Raw genomic sequence first — 17,203 nt, forward strand, 5'->3', positions numbered from 1 at the left:
CATAAAATACTCCATATATTGATGTTTATAACATCATTTGAGGAGCAGAATATCACTTATAGGAGTTGTTCAAATTTCCGGATCCATCTCTAACGATCTCCCTTACGTGTACCTATTAAAAGGCCATGCAAGAAAGAATCACTTTGCGAAGTATATGCAGAATTGACTAGATGCACCGTAGAACCTCTACGGTGAGATATAGAAGTTAGGGCATTAGCTAACAAACCTTTAGCCCATGTATTTAAGCGTCTATTGGTGTTTTTGCCATAGTTGCGTTTACTTTGAATTGGGGATGTTAAATCTTCCGCAACAATCACTTTGGCTTTATCAACCAACTTGTGAGTTGCTGTAAATATTAATGTTTTGAGCTTTGCTTTCTGAGCATCTTGCCTTTTATCTAGCTTCTTGCGACCTAGATTATTTAACTCAATTTTCTGTTTCTTGTGTGGTTTAGCTTTAGCAATCGCTCTGAGCTTGTTTCTGTGCTTGTACTTTTGATTTAAATAATCTGATTCACTTGAGATCAGCTTGCCTAGACCACTCCCATATACATCGCCATCAGAGTCCACAAAAGCTTCTGAGTACCCTTTATCAACACCTACTGTTTCCTGACCACAATCTTGTGTTTCAACTGCATCATAGGTTGAATGAACTTCAATATTGCCATTTTTTAGAATAATTCTTAATGTGCCTTGCGGTGCAAAATCAACAGTCGTATTTAATGGGATTTTAATGGTTTGTCGAGGGATTAGGCTTGGTACTTTAAGCCAACATTGACCATTTAACTCAAAGGTTTTACACATATCCGCACGAACAATAATTTGATTATGTGTGTGATTAACACCATGCCGAAAATGCTTACGCATCTGACGATGGAGGAAATTATCTGTTGTCCATTCATCTTTTTTTAGCAGCGTATAGAGTCTTTTACGTTCATTGTCGCAAGTCGTACGTTTGCGAATAGCTTGTTTGACCTTTTCCTTGGCAGCTTCACGATAGGCTTTAATATCACCCATACAGTCACGCAGGGTTTCTTTCCACGCATTTGCAGATACACCGAAGTTGCGACCTTCTTTCATCCACGCATCACGAATAGCCCTGTCACTGATATTTAAGCCTGCAACAGCACCATATTTAGCCCAAACTTCACTGCGAACACGACCAAGTAAAACAGCTTGTTTCTCAAGCTGTTTGTACTTTTGCACATTCAAGTTTTACTCTGCCCAATATGCTTATAGTTGGCTGCATCTAGACTGCTGCGTAATTTATCGGCGGCTTTCCAAAGCTTGTCATCTAAGTCATTTAGAAATTTTTGTTCCAATGAATGCATTTTATTTCCTCAATCCAAGATCAACCGCTTTGGTTTTATACTTAATGTTAAACAATGTTACTAAGTTAGCATATCTGCGACCTATTAAAAGTCATGCACTTAACAAAAAATAGAGATTAATTAAATCTTGTGATTTTAGCGGGATGGGAGTGAATCCATAAGCCTTTGAGGCAGCTTGAAAATGAGGATGTCTCATGTCTAGGAACTGGGATCAGTTCCATTCAAATATCAAAGAACTCCAAGCTACTTACTCAAAGATAATCTCTACATTTCAACCTTAAATATTAATTACTTGATCGATGTAAAAATTGATCAATTTCTCTTTATCCCCCCTTGCATGTTTACAGCTGTTTGAACTGATAAGCAAAGCAACCCCATAGGTAATACTCCAAATATAAGAAAAATAATCACGAACAGAAAATACACTTCCCACCCGTTTTAAATGTTCTGCTGTAATATCTTTCATTTCAACAATTCTTTTTTCACGTATAGAATACAGCTCATCAAATAAAGGATTCAGTTTTCGTTCTTGACTGGTAATCTGTTCCTCTATTGTATGCAATTTAATCGTTCGATATGAATTATTCAGATGATACAACATAAAATTTGATAAAAACATCTGAATATCTTTATTGTAGTTTATTGAAATATCTAATAACCGTTTTTCATTTTGGATTAAAATTTCCAAATATATTTGATTTTTACTCTTAAAATATTTGTATATGGTGCCCTTTGCCATATCTACTTCTTTGGCTAAGTTATCGATCACAATATTCTTACATTGATCAATTAAAATCCTTTCTGCTGACTCTAGAATTTTTTGTTTATTTAATATAATTTTTTGATTTCTTACCAAACTCATATCATTTTCGCTTATAATATTTCAACATAAGGAAGACTATGTTAGCCCAAGGGACTCTATCTAATTTATGTAAATAAAACAGCTAATTACAATACTTATATGCATGTAAAACACTCCACAAAGGGGAATTTTCCATTACTTTATACATAGTCATATAAAAAGATAGAACCCGCAGACATTAACATCTACTTAAAATTGTTTTAAAAATCATAAATTGCCGTGAAATTCAGTCGATTATCTATACCCTTTTTATCATTAAATGTTTTACGTTCACCATACATATACTCCAGACCAAAATTCACCGGTTTCACTGGATTGTAGAATAAGTTAATCCAGCCTTCTTTTAGCTCGGAATTTTGGGTTTCATCATTACCATTACGTACCAGCTGTGCAAAGCTATTATTATCATCTGCCTTCATATAGCCAAAACCTAATGTTGAGCGGATTTTAGGCGTGATTTTTTGCGTTAAACCGACGCTAATCGCATCAAACTGATTGGCACGCATTTTATTATTTCCATCAAAAACATAGGCCTTATTGGACCAAAGTAAGTTCTTGGTATCCCCTTTAATGTGGTTATAGTCGAAGCGAACTAAGGTATTTTCAGATACCTGATATTTTCCGCCTAATGCCACGCCCCATGCTAAGAAATCATCATTACCCTCATGGTTGGTCGCTTTTTGGGTCACAAAAGCACGTCCAGAAAGTGCTGAACCATTATCAAATTTATAATTCACACGCCCAGTTGCTGATGGTAATTTTAATTTCGCATCGGGATCTGTTTCAGCTTTCGAATCTTCCAAACTAAATGCCAAATTCAGATTAGGGTTCACAGGAACTGAATATTTGATTTGCGGTACGCGAGTTAATGACCCGCCGACAGAAAGTGATGCATCTACTGTTTCAGGAAAATATTCTATAGCGTTAAAGTTTGACCAAGTTTGACCCAATAGCCATTGATCATAAGTCATATAAGCATGACGTATACGAAAAGTATCGCGACCAGCACCACCAAAAAAATCCATTTCCACTTTACCACCAATAGCATGATCACCCAGCTGTGGTGTTTTAAAATTAAAGCCGAAACGCGTGGCATTTAATGTACTTTGGAATTTATCTGAATTTTCACGCTCCTCAGGAGCGCCCTCTAACGGTACGCCGCTAATGAAGTTATACATAGTGCTTGGACCTTTCATTTGGTAACTCATGTCCGCACGTACATTGCCATATAGTTCAAATTCAGCACCACCTTTTGTCGTATGTTGTAGTGCAGGTGACGGAGCCTTTTGTGGTGTGACACTTTCAACCAGTACTGGTGCAGTTGCTATTTTCTGCTCGATTAACTTTTGATCATAAACTTTTTGCTGTTGCTGTACTAACTCTTGCAAGGCTTGAACCTGTTGCTGCAATTGATCAACTTGCTGTTGCAAACTCAACTCTGCATGTGTCATTGATGTCAAAACCAACATTGACAAGGTGAGTGTGCTTTTAGCATAAAACTGTACATTTTTTTTCATGGTAAAAATCCTTTTCTTCCCCAAATGATTAATTACAGATATCCACGTTTTTAGTCCGAACAAAGCTATTGGTAAACTCACTACAATTATTTATCGAATGGCAATGTTCGGATTTTTTCATCCATCTTTTTAAGTTTTAATTCGCCAATAATTCACGAATTTTGAATTTTTGAATTTTGCCTGATGGCGTCATTGGAAGCTCATCCCAAACTTCTAAGCGTTCTGGTAAATATTGATTGGCCAATTGGTGAGTCTTCAAAAATTCCAACAGTGTTGGTAATGTCAGCTCATACTCTGGATTTTTCAATTTCACAACTGCACAAGCTTTTTCACCCATACGTTCATCTGGATATGGCACCAAAGCAACAGTTGCGATCTCAGGATGTAAATAAATTAATGATTCCACTTCAGCGACTGGGATATTCTCCCCACCACGGATAATGACGTCTTTTTTACGACCTGCAATGCGGATATAACCTTGCTCATCTTGATAGGCAATATCACCTGTATCAAACCAATCCTCTGCATTGGTTTCATTCAGATGTGGACGTTTTAAATATCCGCCAAAATTTGAACAGCAACGAATCATCAGTGTGCCAGATTGCATAGGTGCAAGTGTTTCACCGTCATCACCAACAATTTTCACTTCAACTCCGGGCAATGGCAGACCATCGGTATTGAATGAGCGTTCGTCATCATCTTCTGGACAGGTCATGGTCACAGCACCGCACTCAGTCATACCCCAAGCAGATATAACCTTAACCCCCATGTTTTGACGCGCTTTTTGTACCAAAGTACTTGGAATTGGCGCTCCAGCACATAAAAATAATTTCAAGCTATCAAGTGATTGATGAGACTCCATTACCGCTTCAGAAAGATCATTTAGAAATGGCGTAGAAGCCATAGTAAATGTCGCTTGGTGCTTATGAATCAAGTCAATCGCAACATTGACGTCCCAAACATCCAAGAGCACGGCTTTTGCTTTCAGCAGTACAGGCATAATTAAGCCATACATAAAGCCGGTCTGATGAGCCATTGGCGAACCCATTAAGATCACATCATCTTTATCCAAATGCAGACGTTTCGCATAAGGCACAATATTGGAAAATAAAGTATTTGCCGTATGCATTACACCTTTTGGTTCACCTGTTGTGCCTGAGGTAAAGACTAATTGAGCAATATCATCTGCAGTAATCGTGACGTCATTCAGTGTATTGAGAATTTGCGGATCTTTGTCTAAACCATGATTGAGCAGTAGTTTTTCAAAGCTGTTTTCACCTTCTCCACCAATGACAACAACGTGCTCAAGGCTTGGTATATTCCTTTGTAGCTGATTGGCTAATTTTTCATAATCAAATTTACGGAAGATTTTAGGCACAATAAAAACTTTGCTTTCTGTATGTTTCAACATAAAAGAAAGTTCGCGCTCTCTAAAAATCGGCATTAGTGGATTAAGTACAGCACCAATACGTCGGCAAGCAATATACAGCAGTGTAAATTCCCACCAGTTTGGTAATTGGCAAGAAACGATATCTTGCTTTTGCACACCTAGGCGCTTTAGCCCCAAAGCAATACGATTGGCTGTATGCAGCATTTCACGATAAGTAAAGCTGGTTTCAGACTGATTTTCCGTTTTATAGCTCACCAAACCAATTTTATCTGGATGCTGGTGTACTGCTTCATTTAAGGATTGCAGGATAGTTTTATTCAGCCAGTAACCTTCTTGAATCATTTTTTCCCTGCGAGGGGGTAAAAGAACCGCATCGAAATCCATTCCATAACTCCAATTTATAATTATCCAACCGTTTTGTTTCAAAACGCTTATTTCCAACGCACAGCTGCTTTTCTTATTTCATTTCAATATATGCCTATTACCTTACAGTAAATTCAGGTAATAGACATATCAAACTGTTTAATGGTTGTTTACGCCGGTACTGCCTTACGTCCCGCTTTATGTCTGGCAATAATCGTTTTCATAATTTGCGCAGTGCCATCGCCAATTTGAAAACCAAGTACATCACGCATACGCTGTTCCATCACACCACGGTCATAACCTGCATGACCGAAAGTCAGCAAGCATTGGTGAACAACATCGTAAGCCAATTTAGGCCCCCACCACTTACACATGCCCGCTTCTGCGGTATGCGGCAAGTTATTATCTTTCAACCATAAAGTCTGTAAACATAATAAACGGGCTGCCTCGACTTGAGTTTCATAGTCCGCTAATGGATGTGAAACACCTTGGAATGCTGTCAATGGCTTACCAAAAGCTTCACGCTGCGCAGCATATTCCCAAGCCTCATCCAAAGACACACGTGCTACAGCAAGTACTTGCAAACCAATCAATGCACGGGAAAAGTCAAAGCCTTGCATGACTTGAACGAAGCCCTTATTCTCTTCCCCCAAGCGGTGATTAACCGGAACCCGAACATTGTCAAAGAAAATTGAACCACGGCCAATTGCACGCTGACCATGACAATCGAAACGGGTCGTGGTGATGCCCGGTAAATCCATCGGTACTAAGACAGCCGTCACGCCATGCGCACCGGATTCAATCGTCCCTGTACGCCCAAAAATGACCGATGCATCAGCTTGATCGGCAGCAGAAATTGAGGTCTTTTCACCATTGAGCACGTATTCATCGCCATCACGCTCAATTTTAAGACGCAGGCTGGCTGCATCTGAACCGCCGCGCGGCTCGGTTAATCCAATGGAAAAAATAGCTTCACCAGCAGTTAATTTGCGCAGCCATGGCTCTACTACTTCTGGATCGCCATGTTCCGCCAAAATTTGACCATTCAGTGATGCCAATAAATTGATATAAGAAAAGCTTAAATCGGATTTTGCAACGGCTTCATGAATCACGCCAGCTGCCAATCGCCCCATGCCTTGACCACCATATTGTTCAGGCAATTCAGGTGCGATAAAGCCCATTTCACCCATTTTTTTAACTAAATCACGATCAAAAATTCGGCTTTGATCACGTTCTAAAAAACCTGGAGCAATATACTTTTGCGCAAATTTTTCAACAGTTTCGGCTAAAAACTCTAAATCTTCAGAGATGTAAGGATTTTTATTCATGGCTTGTTTCTCCTTACTTAAAGAATTTACGGAATTCAGGTGTGCGTTTTTCTTTGAGCGCATTGACACCTTCACGTGACTCTTCTGTATCGTAATAAAGCTTCAAAGCGTACATGCCCATGCCTGCAATGCCAGCTTGATGTGCTGTATCCATATTGAAGCTACGTTTAGCAATGGCAATTGCCGTCGGGCTACGTTCACAAATTTCTTCTGCCCAAGCTTGTACTTCTGCGTCTAATTGATCTGCAGGTACGCATTTATTGGCTAAACCAATATCGACAGCTTCTTGACCTTTATAGCGGCGGCATAAATACCAAATTTCACGTGCTTTCTTCTCACCGACAACACGGGCTAAATACGCTGTACCAAAGCCCGGATCTACTGAACCCATTTTTGGACCCACTTGACCGAAAATTGCATTTTCAGAACAAATGGTTAAATCACAAATGGTCGCTAAAACATTACCACCGCCAATTGCATAACCTTGTACACGGGCAATTACTGGTTTCGGTACATCACGAATAGCGGTATGCAGCTCTTCCATCGGCAAACCAATTGTCCCTCGACCATCATAGTTGCCATCATGTGCAGATTGATCTCCTCCAGTACAGAAGGCTTTTTCGCCCGCACCAGTCAGGACAATTGCACCAATTTCGCGGTCATAGCCGGCTTTGTTTAATGCACGGATAATTTCGTCACAGGTTTGTCCACGAAAAGCATTCATTTTTTCTGGACGGTTAATGGTAATCCATGCCACACCATTTTTTACTTCGTATAAAATATCTTCAAAATTCATTGTTTTTTCCTTTCCTTGAAAACTACTTTTTAACTTTTTACTTCATATGGTGTTAGGACTTTCAAATTCACTAGAGTCTATTGTGTATTACTTAACTCTGCGCATTGTAAGTCAATTAACCATTCATGGTTAAACCACCAGAGACACTCAGGACTTGTCCTGTAATAAAGCTCGCATCATCACTTAAGAAAAATGCGATAGATGAAGCAAGATCATCCGGCTGACCTAAACGGCCTAGCGGGATAGCACGAGTAAATGCTTCACGAAGTTTTTCAGGATTCGATGCTCCCTCAGTTACACCCGCTAAAAGTGCTGTATCTGTTGGGCCTGGACAAATTACATTGATCGTAATGTTATTGCGCGAATGCTCACGTGCTAAAGTTTTAGAGAAAGACAACAATCCGCCCTTACACGCTGCATATACCGCTTCGCCTGATGAACCCACGCGCGCGGCGTCTGATGCAATATTAACGATACGTCCTTGATTGCGCTCAACCATGCCTTTAAGTACAGCATGGTGCATATTCAACATACCGACTAAATTGATTTGAATCAGTTTTTCCCACTCGTCAGGAACAGATTTAATAAATGGTTTGAAGATATCCCAACCTGCATTGTTTACAAGACCATTGATTGGACCAAGTTCGGCTTCTGTTTGCACAATCGCCTGATCAACGACTTCTTTATTGGTAATATCGCACTGCACTGCTAGTGCATTTCCGCCTGCATTTTGAATATCTGTTACTAGCTTTTGTGCAGCGTCAATATTCATGTCAAATACCGCAACCTTTGCGCCTTCCTGCGCTAAGCGTTTACATGTCGCACTGCCAATACCGCCAGCACCGCCTGTTACAATAATGACTTTATCCTTTAGGCCTTTCATACCTGTATCCCTTCTTTGTGTTATTCAGAATTATGATCTTTTAATCGATAAATCTAACATAGACAAAAAGAAAATTAATTTCAATTATTCATTGTTATATTTTGCTATACGAAATTTAATTAATTCCATTCATATAACCATATCTCATTGTTATTTATGTTTATTATTCAAAATAAAGGTTATTATTTGCAATATTTTGTTACATATTTGGATGTTATTAATTTCAAAATAATTAAACTTAAAAAATAGCATCTTTATTTATGCATATAAGTTTTAAAATTTGACTCAAATATTAAAATATTCCGCATAATGAAATTTAATATTTTTTATAATAAAAATGTTTTAAACTGTCCAATTGGCATAAAAAAGGCACTACAACGAAAGTAATGCCTTTAAAAAAAACAGATTGAAAAATAACACTCAACTACCCATTGTGTATTTAAACAATGGATTGCTGTGTTCTTTTAAAAGTACCCCCCTTACGGATCAATTACAAAATGCTGGTATACCCGTTTGCGCTCGCCCAAGAATTAATGCATGCACATCATGTGTACCTTCATAGGTATTCACGACTTCCAGGTTGACCAGATGACGGGCTACACCAAACTCATCAGAAATCCCGTTACCACCCATCATGTCACGTGCCAAACGTGCAATATCCAGTGCCTTACCGCAGTTATTACGCTTAATTAAAGACGTACCTTCAACTGATGCAATGCCTTCATCTTTCATACGACCAAAACGTAAAGCCACCTGTAAGCCAAGAGCGATTTCAGTTTGCATATCGGCCAGTTTTTTTTGAATTAACTGATTCGCAGCTAAGGGACGACCAAATTGCTTTCGATCCATAGTGTATTGATGTGCCGTATGCCAACAGAATTCTGCAGCACCCATCGCCCCCCAAGCAATACCGTAACGGGCACTGTTTAGACAGGTAAATGGACCACGCAATCCACGTATTTCAGGGAAAGCATTTTCTTCAGGAACAAAAACGTTATCCATCACGATTTCACCAGTGATCGAGGCACGCAAGCCCACTTTACCGTGAATTGCTGGAGCAGAAAGCCCTTCCCAACCTTTTTCCAAAATAAAGCCACGAATGTCACCGACATTGCCTTCAGCAGAGACTTCTTTGGCCCAGACCACAAATACATCAGCAATCGGACTGTTAGTAATCCACATTTTTGCGCCAGTTAAGCGGTAACCACCATCGACTTTTTTAGCACGGGTAATCATGCTGCCTGGATCAGAACCATGATCTGGCTCCGTCAGGCCGAAACAACCAATGTATTCACCGGTGGCTAATTTTGGTAAATACTTCTGTTTTTGCTCTTCAGAACCAAATTCATTAATCGGCACCATCACCAGTGAACTTTGTACACTGGCCATTGAACGATAACCTGAATCGACACGTTCAACTTCACGAGCAATCAGACCATAACTGACATAGTTCAAACCTGCACCGCCGTACTGTTCAGGTATGGTCGGGCCAAGCAAACCAAGCTCACCCATCTCACGGAAAATGGCAGGATCAGTCTGCTCATGACGGAACTGTTCCAGTACTCGTGGCATCAGCTTGTCCTGACAGTATGCCGCCGCTGCATCACGGATCATGCGCTCTTCTGAGGTCAATTGCTGTTCGATTAAAAACGGGTCTTGCCAGTTAAACTTTGTATTTTTCATTTTGTTTTTCCTCAATTTATCATGTTATGCAGTCGCTGCTTTGATCATGTCACGTGCAATAATAATCTGCTGAATCTGGGTGGTACCTTCGTATAAACGGAACAAACGTACATCGCGGTAAAAGCGTTCGATTGAATACTCACTGATATAACCTGCACCACCATGAATCTGTAAGCAGCGGTCTGCAACACGGCCACACATTTCTGTTGCAAACATTTTCGAGCACGATGCTTCCGTACTGATGTTTTCACCTAAATCACGGCGGCGCGCAGCATCTAATACCATGCATTTGGCTGCATAAATTTCAGTTTTAGAGTCAGCCAACATACCTTGAATGAGCTGGAAATTTGCAATCGGCTGGCCGAATTGCTTACGTTCAATGGCATAATTCAAAGCATCATCAAGCATTCGCTCCGCCATACCAGCGCTATAGGCAGCAATATGCAAACGTCCTTTATCAAGGACTTTCATCGCCGTTTTAAAGCCCACGCCTTCAACGCCACCAATCAGCTGATCCTTATGCACGCGGCAATTATCAAAAATTACATCACAGGTATAAGAGCCTTTTTGACCCATCTTTTTATCAATTTTACCCAATGACAAACCTGCAGTACCAGCTTCTACCAAAAAGGCTGAAATGCCCGCTGCGCCTTTGATTTCAGGATTGGTGCGAGCCATTACAGTAAATGTCTGTGCACGCGGAGCATTGGTGATAAAACGTTTTGTTCCATTTAATACATAATAGTCGCCGTCTTTCACAGCTGACGTTTTTAATGCTGCGGCATCTGAACCTGAATCTGGTTCCGTTAAGCAGAATGAACCGATAATTTCACCGCTTGCATAGCGCGGCAGATATTTCCGTTTCTGTTCTTCCGTACCGTCGATCAAAATACCACTTGAACCGATACCGTTATTTGTTCCGATTAAAGAGCGAAATGCAGCAGAAGTATGACCAAGCTCAAAAGCTACACGAACTTCTTCTTCCATGGTAATACCAAGCCCACCAAACTCTTCTGGAATCGTTAAACCAAAAAGCCCCATTTCACGCATTTGCTGCACAATATGTTCAGGGATCGCATCTGTTTCATCAACTTCATGCTCTAGCGGTCTTAATACATTTTTCACAAAATCACGAAGCGTCGATAACAATTGCTCTAACATCTGTTCGTCACGAATCATTTTTTCTCCTAGTCCATTTTTAGGATGAGACTTCCTTTAATTATCAAAACAGGTATTAAATTTCGTTATGCGAAATACATTATCAATATTACCCTGTTCTGACAATTAAATTTGTGTATATTTATAAAAATAATTACAAAAATTCGATTTTTTTAAGATAATTTATTTTTTACTACCATTTTGATTGAACAACGAACAAATTTGACTTAAATTGTTTTGTAAATTTAATTTTGCTATACGGAATTTATGAAAGTGAATCAAAATAAAGTTGTTCAGATTGATTATGCACTTCCTGCAGTAGCGACAATAAAAATTAACCGCCCTGAAGCAAGAAATGCACTGAATACACAAGTGCGTAAAATGCTTGCTAAGGCTGTTGCTCAGCAAGTTGAAAATGATGATATCCGAGTGATTATTTTAACTGGTGGTGATGATGTTTTTGCTGCAGGTGCTGACTTAACCGAACTTGCCGAAGCAAGTTCAATGGACGTGTATTTACGTCGAACCGAACGTTACTGGCAAACCATTGCCAATTGCCCCAAACCGATTATTGCCGCAGTTAATGGTTTTGCTTTGGGCGGCGGCTGTGAACTGGCCATGCATGCCGACATTATTATTGCAGGTCAAAATGCACAATTTGGTCAGCCTGAAATTAAAGTTGGCATTATGCCTGGTGCTGGAGGCACACAGCGTTTAGTCCGCGCGGTCGGTAAATTTCAAGCTATGCGCATGATTATGACCGGCTGTCTTATATCTGCAGAAGAAGCCTTCGCTATGGGATTAGTTTCTCAAGTTACAGAGGATACTGAGACCTTAAATACCGCTTATAAAATGGCACAGCAAATCGCCAAGCTTCCCTCAATTGCCCTAGAGCAAATAAAAGAAGTCGTTTTACTTAGTGAAGATGTGCCTTTGCAGGCGGGTCTATCCCTTGAACGTAAAGCGTTCCAATTGCTCTTTAATACTGAAGATCAAAAAGAAGGCATGGCCGCATTTTTAGAAAAACGCAAACCGAGCTATCAAGGCAAATAATAAACATCAGTGCAAGATTGATTAAACACTATTGAGGTGAACATGGAAAGACGAATCAAAAACATTGGAGTGATCGGCGCAGGAATTATGGGAATTGGCATTGTTCAAATTGCCGTTCAAGCCAATCTTCCAGTTTACTTATATGATACACAGCCCAATGCGGCGAAAAATGCTTATGAAAAATTAAATACGACATTCAGCCGATTAGTCGAAAAAAATAAAATTTCTCAATCTGAACTTGAGCAAGCTTTATCCAACTTACATATTGTTGCAAATATTCAAGATCTGCATTCGTGTGATTTGATTATTGAAGCAATTATTGAAAAATTAGACATCAAGCAAACGCTGATGAAACAGCTTGAGAGCATTGTTGGTCCGCAATGTATATTGGCGTCAAATACTTCCTCCCTGTCCATTACTGAAATCGCCGCAGAATGCCAGCATCCAGAACGAGTCGTTGGCTATCACTTCTTCAACCCTGTACCTTTAATGAAAGTGGTTGAAATCATTCAAGGCTTACATACCGATACACAGATTATTGAACAGCTCTCAGAACTTTCCCGCAATATGGGTCATCACCCTGTACGTACTAAAGATACGCCGGGATTTATTATTAATCATGCAGGTCGTGCATATGGAACAGAAGCACTTAAAATTTTGAGTGAAAATGTTGCATCCGTTACTGAAATCGATCTCATTTTGAAAAAATCCTTAGGTTTTAAGATGGGACCTTTTGAACTGCTGGATCTGACTGGCTTAGATGTTTCCCATCCTGTCATGCTGTCAATTTACAACCAATATTATCAAGAGCCACGCTATCGCCCGAATGTATTAACACAACAAATGCTCATTGGGAAAAAACTAGGCCGCAAAACAGGTGAAGGATTTTATAAATACATTGATCAAGCCAAGCAAGAGATTGCAATTATTCCTAAGTACTCAGCAAATCATCATGATTTAAAAACAGTATGGCTTAGTACAGAATTTGATGATGATCATAAAAAACTCAGCACTTATTTAACACAAAAAGGGATTCAAATTAATCTCAATGCTCAGCCCAATAATGAAGATTTAATTCTAATTGCCAATTATGGCGATGACGCAACACATAGCGCACAACGTCTAGGCGTCAATCCTGAACAAGTTGTTTGTATTGATATGTTGGGTAATTTTGAGCAATGCTGCACGTTAATGCCTAGCCTGCTGACTCAGCCAAAAATGATTGAAGCTGCGCTGGATCTATTCAATCAGCAAAACTCCGAAACTATAGTGATTGAAGAAAGCTTAGGCTTTGTTTCACAACGTGTTCTTGCCATGGTGGTGAATTTGGCTTGCGATATGGCGCAACAGAAAATTGCCACAGTTAAAGATATCAATGCCGCAGTGAAACTTGGACTTGGTTATCCATTTGGCCCGATTGAATGGGGCGATGTAATCGGCAAAGAAAAGATTTTAAGAGTTCTCGAGCGTATTTCAAGTATCAGTCATGACCCACGTTATAGACCAAGTCCGTGGTTACAAAGACGCTGCAAACTGAATCTATCACTCAACTATCAACGCTAAATTTTTAGATTAAAAAACTTCAAGGAAAGAATGTTATGAATGCATATATTTACGATGGCTTACGCACGCCAATTGGTCGCCATGCAGGTAGTCTTGCCAGTATCCGTCCAGATAATCTTGTGGCACAAGTGATTAAATCTTTAGTACAAAAAACGGGTATTGACGCCACTGATATTGAAGAAGTGATCTTGGGTAGCACCAATCAAGCGGGTGAAGATTGTCGAAATGTAGCACGCAATGCTTTATTACTCGCAGAGCTGCCCGTTAGTGTCGCTGGTCAAACTGTCAATCGATTATGTGCTAGTGGTTTAGCAGCTGTTGTTGATGCAGCTCGCGCAATTCACTGCGGTGAAGGCAACCTTTATATTGCTGGCGGTGTTGAAAGTATGTCACGTGCGCCCTTTGTTCTAGCCAAAGCAGAATCTGCTTACAGCCGTGACATAAAAATGTTTGATAGCACCATTGGTTCTCGTTTTCCGAATCCGATTTTAACCAAACTATATGGCAACGACTCTATGCCGCAAACAGGTGACAATGTTGCAAAAGCTTATGGGATCAGCCGCGAAGAATCCGATCGTTTTGCAGCAGCGTCACAGGCCAAATATCAACAAGCCAAACAAGACGACTTTTTTAAAGATGAAATTTTAGCAATTGAAGTGCCGCAAGGCCGTAAAGCTCCGCCGAAAATTGTAGATGAAGACGAACATCCTCGCCCCTCATCAAACTTTGAAGCATTACAAAAACTCAAACCTTTATTTGAAGGCGGTGTAGTCACCGCTGGCAATGCATCTGGGGTCAATGATGGCGCAGCAGCATTACTCATTGGCAACGAAAGTGTTAAACAAAAATATGGCTTACAACCACTGGCTAAAATTTTAGCTTCAGCTTCTTCGGGTATTGAGCCTCGTATTATGGGTGCTGGTCCAATTGAAGCGATTAATAAAGCCTTAAAGCGTGCCAATCTCAGCCTTGATGACATGAATATTATTGAAATTAATGAAGCCTTTGCACCACAAGTTTTATCTTGTCTGAAAGGTTTAAATGTTGCATTTGATGATCTAAGGGTAAATCCAAATGGTGGTGCAATCGCGATTGGTCATCCATTGGGTTGTTCGGGAGCACGCCTTGCATTAACTGTGGCGCGTGAGTTAAAACGCCGCAATAAAAAATATGCAGTGATCAGTCTATGTATTGGAGTTGGACAAGGTTTAGCGATGGTCATTGAAAATACACAGCTAAGTTAAATTGCATTAAATATGTGAAATTACAATTTTTATTGGTTCCGCTATACAGAAACTTAGGCTTTAAAGCTTCAGAAAGTTTTGTATAGCGAAATTTATTGTTATCATACATTGTGTATTGATTTAAAAAACAAATGGAACATCATGAATCATCAAGATGAAATTGCTCTTGAGCAAACAGAAAAAAAAATAAATTTAGATGAAATTCGCCTTGATCCAATTTCACATATTCATCGCGAAAATAATCCGCAATTCATTGCGTCCCTTGCACGTGGCTTGGAAATTCTGCGTTGTTTTACCGCTACAACTCAAATTTTGGGCAACCAAGAATTGTCGCAATTAACAGGTTTACCGAAACCTACCATTGCACGTATTACCAATACCTTAGTTTCTTTGGGTTATTTGAAACAATTACCCAATTCAACAAAATACACCTTAGATACAGGTGTATTAGCACTCGGGTATGCTTCCCTTTCAAATATTTCTGCACGTATCCACGCTCGTCCTTATATGGAAGAAATGGCAAAGTATGCTCAGGCGCCTGTCGCAATGGCAACACGCGACCGTTTAAATATGCTGTATTTAGATGTAGTACAGGCAGAATCGAATTTGACCATGCGTCGCCCGATTGGTTCAACAATCCCTTTACACAATACTGCAATGGGCCGCGCGTGTTTGGCTGCACTGCCTGAAAACGAACGCAATTTCATTATGGAAGCCTTATCAAAACGCCATCAAGATGAATGGCCAATGATGAAGCGGGGGCTAGAACGTTCATTTCACGATTATCGAAACTATGGTTATTGCCTTTCCTTGAGTGAATGGCATAAAGAAGTCAATTCTGTTGCTGTACCTATGGTACATCCAATTCATGGTTTACTGGTCTTTAACTGCGGCGCACCAAGCTATTTGGTTAATCAAGAAAAGCTTGAAAATGAAATTGGGCCACGTCTAATTTACATGGTTCAAAATATTGAAGATGCGTTAAATGCGCTTTAAAAAGGCTTTTTTAATCTAGCGATGTCATTCTGTAAGTGAGATCACTCGAGACTAAGATTTGACTCACCTCAGTCTATATACATTTATTTAGCTCAATTGAATTAATAGTAACCCATTAAAAAGCCAGCCTGTTTATACAGACTGGCTTTTTAATTTAAGTCATCAAATATCTTTAAATATGAGACACCAATTCCGGAACTACAGTATTCAAGTCACCCACTAACCAGTAGTCAGCTACTGCGTTAATTGGCGCTTCTTCATCTTTGTTGATCGCAACGATCACTTTAGACTCTTTCATACCTGCCAAATGCTGGATCGCACCAGAAATACCAACAGCGATGTATAGCTCAGGCGCAACGATTTTACCAGTTTGACCGACTTGCATGTCGTTAGGAACGAAGCCGGCATCAACTGCAGCACGTGAAGCACCTTGTGCTGCGCCCAATTTGTCCGCTAATGGATCCAGGATTTTGTGATAGTTTTCACCTGAACCCACACCACGACCACCAGAAACCACGATGCGTGCAGCGGTTAATTCTGGACGTTCAGATTTCACAATTTCTTCTGAAATGAATTTAGAAAGACCCGCATCGCCAGTAGACGCAGCAGCTTCAACGCTAGCCGCACCACCATCGCTTGCTACAGCATCAAATGCTGTACCACGAACAGTTGCAACAACAACAGACTCACCAGACTCTACGGTTGCAATTGCGTTACCTGCATAGATTGGACGTTTGAAAGTTTTAGGACCTTCAACAGCGATAATGTCAGTGATCATACTAACATCAAGAAGTGCTGCAGCACGTGGAAGTACGTTTTTGCCCGTCGTTGTAGACGCCGCAAGAATGTGTGAATAACCTGTACCAATTGAAGCAACAAGCTTCGCTACATTTTCAGCCAATTGGTTTGCATATGCAGCATTGTCAGCAAGTAATACTTTGCTTACTCCTGCAACTTTTTCTGCTTGGTCTGCAACTGCTTGTGCACCAGAACCCGCAACCAATACAGTGATATCACCACCGATTTTTTGAGCTGCA

At 40.0% G+C, this 17,203-nt stretch carries 15 protein-coding genes; 4 read left to right on the top strand and 11 right to left on the bottom strand.

Translation table 11 applies throughout. From position 1 onward, the window contains the following. Nucleotides 1-89: 89 nt before the first annotated feature. The 10 genes from HHA42_RS11665 to HHA42_RS11710 form a co-directional block, all read right to left on the bottom strand. Nucleotides 90-1,205, bottom strand: coding sequence for an IS200/IS605 family accessory protein TnpB-related protein (locus HHA42_RS11665; protein WP_354667088.1), 1,116 nt, complete (start codon nucleotides 1,203-1,205; stop codon nucleotides 90-92). Nucleotides 1,206-1,207: 2 nt separating this feature from the next. After that, entirely contained in the window at nucleotides 1,208-1,330 is a 123-nt protein-coding gene (locus HHA42_RS13600) for a hypothetical protein (protein WP_266095964.1), read from the bottom strand. Nucleotides 1,331-1,607: 277 nt separating this feature from the next. Next, complete coding sequence (locus tag HHA42_RS11675) at nucleotides 1,608-2,192, bottom strand: TetR/AcrR family transcriptional regulator (protein WP_168417925.1); 585 nt, start codon at nucleotides 2,190-2,192, stop codon at nucleotides 1,608-1,610. A gap of 200 nt (nucleotides 2,193-2,392) precedes the next feature. Further along, a complete protein-coding gene (locus HHA42_RS11680; RefSeq protein WP_168526582.1) occupies nucleotides 2,393-3,709 on the bottom strand; it encodes a DcaP family trimeric outer membrane transporter in 1,317 nt (438 codons plus the stop codon). A gap of 136 nt (nucleotides 3,710-3,845) precedes the next feature. Further along, the gene (gene aliA, locus HHA42_RS11685) at nucleotides 3,846-5,483 is read right to left on the bottom strand and encodes a cyclohexanecarboxylate-CoA ligase (protein WP_168526584.1); all 1,638 of its coding nucleotides are present in this window, start codon (nucleotides 5,481-5,483) and stop codon (nucleotides 3,846-3,848) included. A gap of 149 nt (nucleotides 5,484-5,632) precedes the next feature. Next, entirely contained in the window at nucleotides 5,633-6,790 is a 1,158-nt protein-coding gene (gene aliB, locus HHA42_RS11690; protein WP_104487737.1) for a cyclohexanecarboxyl-CoA dehydrogenase, read from the bottom strand. A gap of 13 nt (nucleotides 6,791-6,803) precedes the next feature. Beyond that, complete coding sequence (badI, locus tag HHA42_RS11695; protein WP_086176643.1) at nucleotides 6,804-7,586, bottom strand: 2-ketocyclohexanecarboxyl-CoA hydrolase; 783 nt, start codon at nucleotides 7,584-7,586, stop codon at nucleotides 6,804-6,806. A gap of 115 nt (nucleotides 7,587-7,701) precedes the next feature. Continuing rightward, complete coding sequence (gene badH / locus HHA42_RS11700; RefSeq protein WP_104487735.1) at nucleotides 7,702-8,469, bottom strand: 2-hydroxycyclohexanecarboxyl-CoA dehydrogenase; 768 nt, start codon at nucleotides 8,467-8,469, stop codon at nucleotides 7,702-7,704. 486 nt (nucleotides 8,470-8,955) lie between these two features. Continuing rightward, a complete protein-coding gene (locus HHA42_RS11705; protein WP_160240976.1) occupies nucleotides 8,956-10,152 on the bottom strand; it encodes an acyl-CoA dehydrogenase in 1,197 nt (398 codons plus the stop codon). A 24-nt stretch (nucleotides 10,153-10,176) separates the two neighbouring features. Beyond that, nucleotides 10,177-11,331, bottom strand: a complete 1,155-nt coding sequence (locus HHA42_RS11710; RefSeq protein ID WP_160240975.1) for an acyl-CoA dehydrogenase family protein — start codon at nucleotides 11,329-11,331, stop codon at nucleotides 10,177-10,179. Nucleotides 11,332-11,577: 246 nt separating this feature from the next. Here HHA42_RS11710 and HHA42_RS11715 point away from each other — a divergent pair, with 246 nt between their 5' ends. From HHA42_RS11715 to HHA42_RS11730, 4 genes are all read left to right on the top strand, one after another. Then, nucleotides 11,578-12,363: an enoyl-CoA hydratase gene (locus HHA42_RS11715; RefSeq protein ID WP_168526586.1), complete on the top strand. Its 786-nt coding sequence runs from the start codon at nucleotides 11,578-11,580 to the stop codon at nucleotides 12,361-12,363. Between the two features lie 42 nt (nucleotides 12,364-12,405). Then, a complete protein-coding gene (locus HHA42_RS11720) occupies nucleotides 12,406-13,926 on the top strand; it encodes a 3-hydroxyacyl-CoA dehydrogenase (RefSeq protein ID WP_168526589.1) in 1,521 nt (506 codons plus the stop codon). Between the two features lie 35 nt (nucleotides 13,927-13,961). Then, nucleotides 13,962-15,170 (top strand): 3-oxoadipyl-CoA thiolase, encoded by a 1,209-nt coding sequence (locus tag HHA42_RS11725; RefSeq protein ID WP_168526591.1) that lies wholly within the window; start codon nucleotides 13,962-13,964, stop codon nucleotides 15,168-15,170. Nucleotides 15,171-15,311: 141 nt separating this feature from the next. Continuing rightward, the gene (locus HHA42_RS11730) at nucleotides 15,312-16,166 is read left to right on the top strand and encodes an IclR family transcriptional regulator (protein ID WP_104487996.1); all 855 of its coding nucleotides are present in this window, start codon (nucleotides 15,312-15,314) and stop codon (nucleotides 16,164-16,166) included. A gap of 172 nt (nucleotides 16,167-16,338) precedes the next feature. On the opposite strand, the gene HHA42_RS11735 is transcribed toward HHA42_RS11730, so the two are convergent. After that, nucleotides 16,339-17,203, bottom strand: an 865-nt coding sequence (locus tag HHA42_RS11735) for an FAD-binding protein (protein ID WP_168526593.1), incomplete at its 5' end; no start/stop codon positions are given.

It is taken from the genome of Acinetobacter sp. A3 (assembly GCF_012371415.1).
Classification (GTDB): Bacteria; Pseudomonadota; Gammaproteobacteria; order Pseudomonadales; family Moraxellaceae; genus Acinetobacter.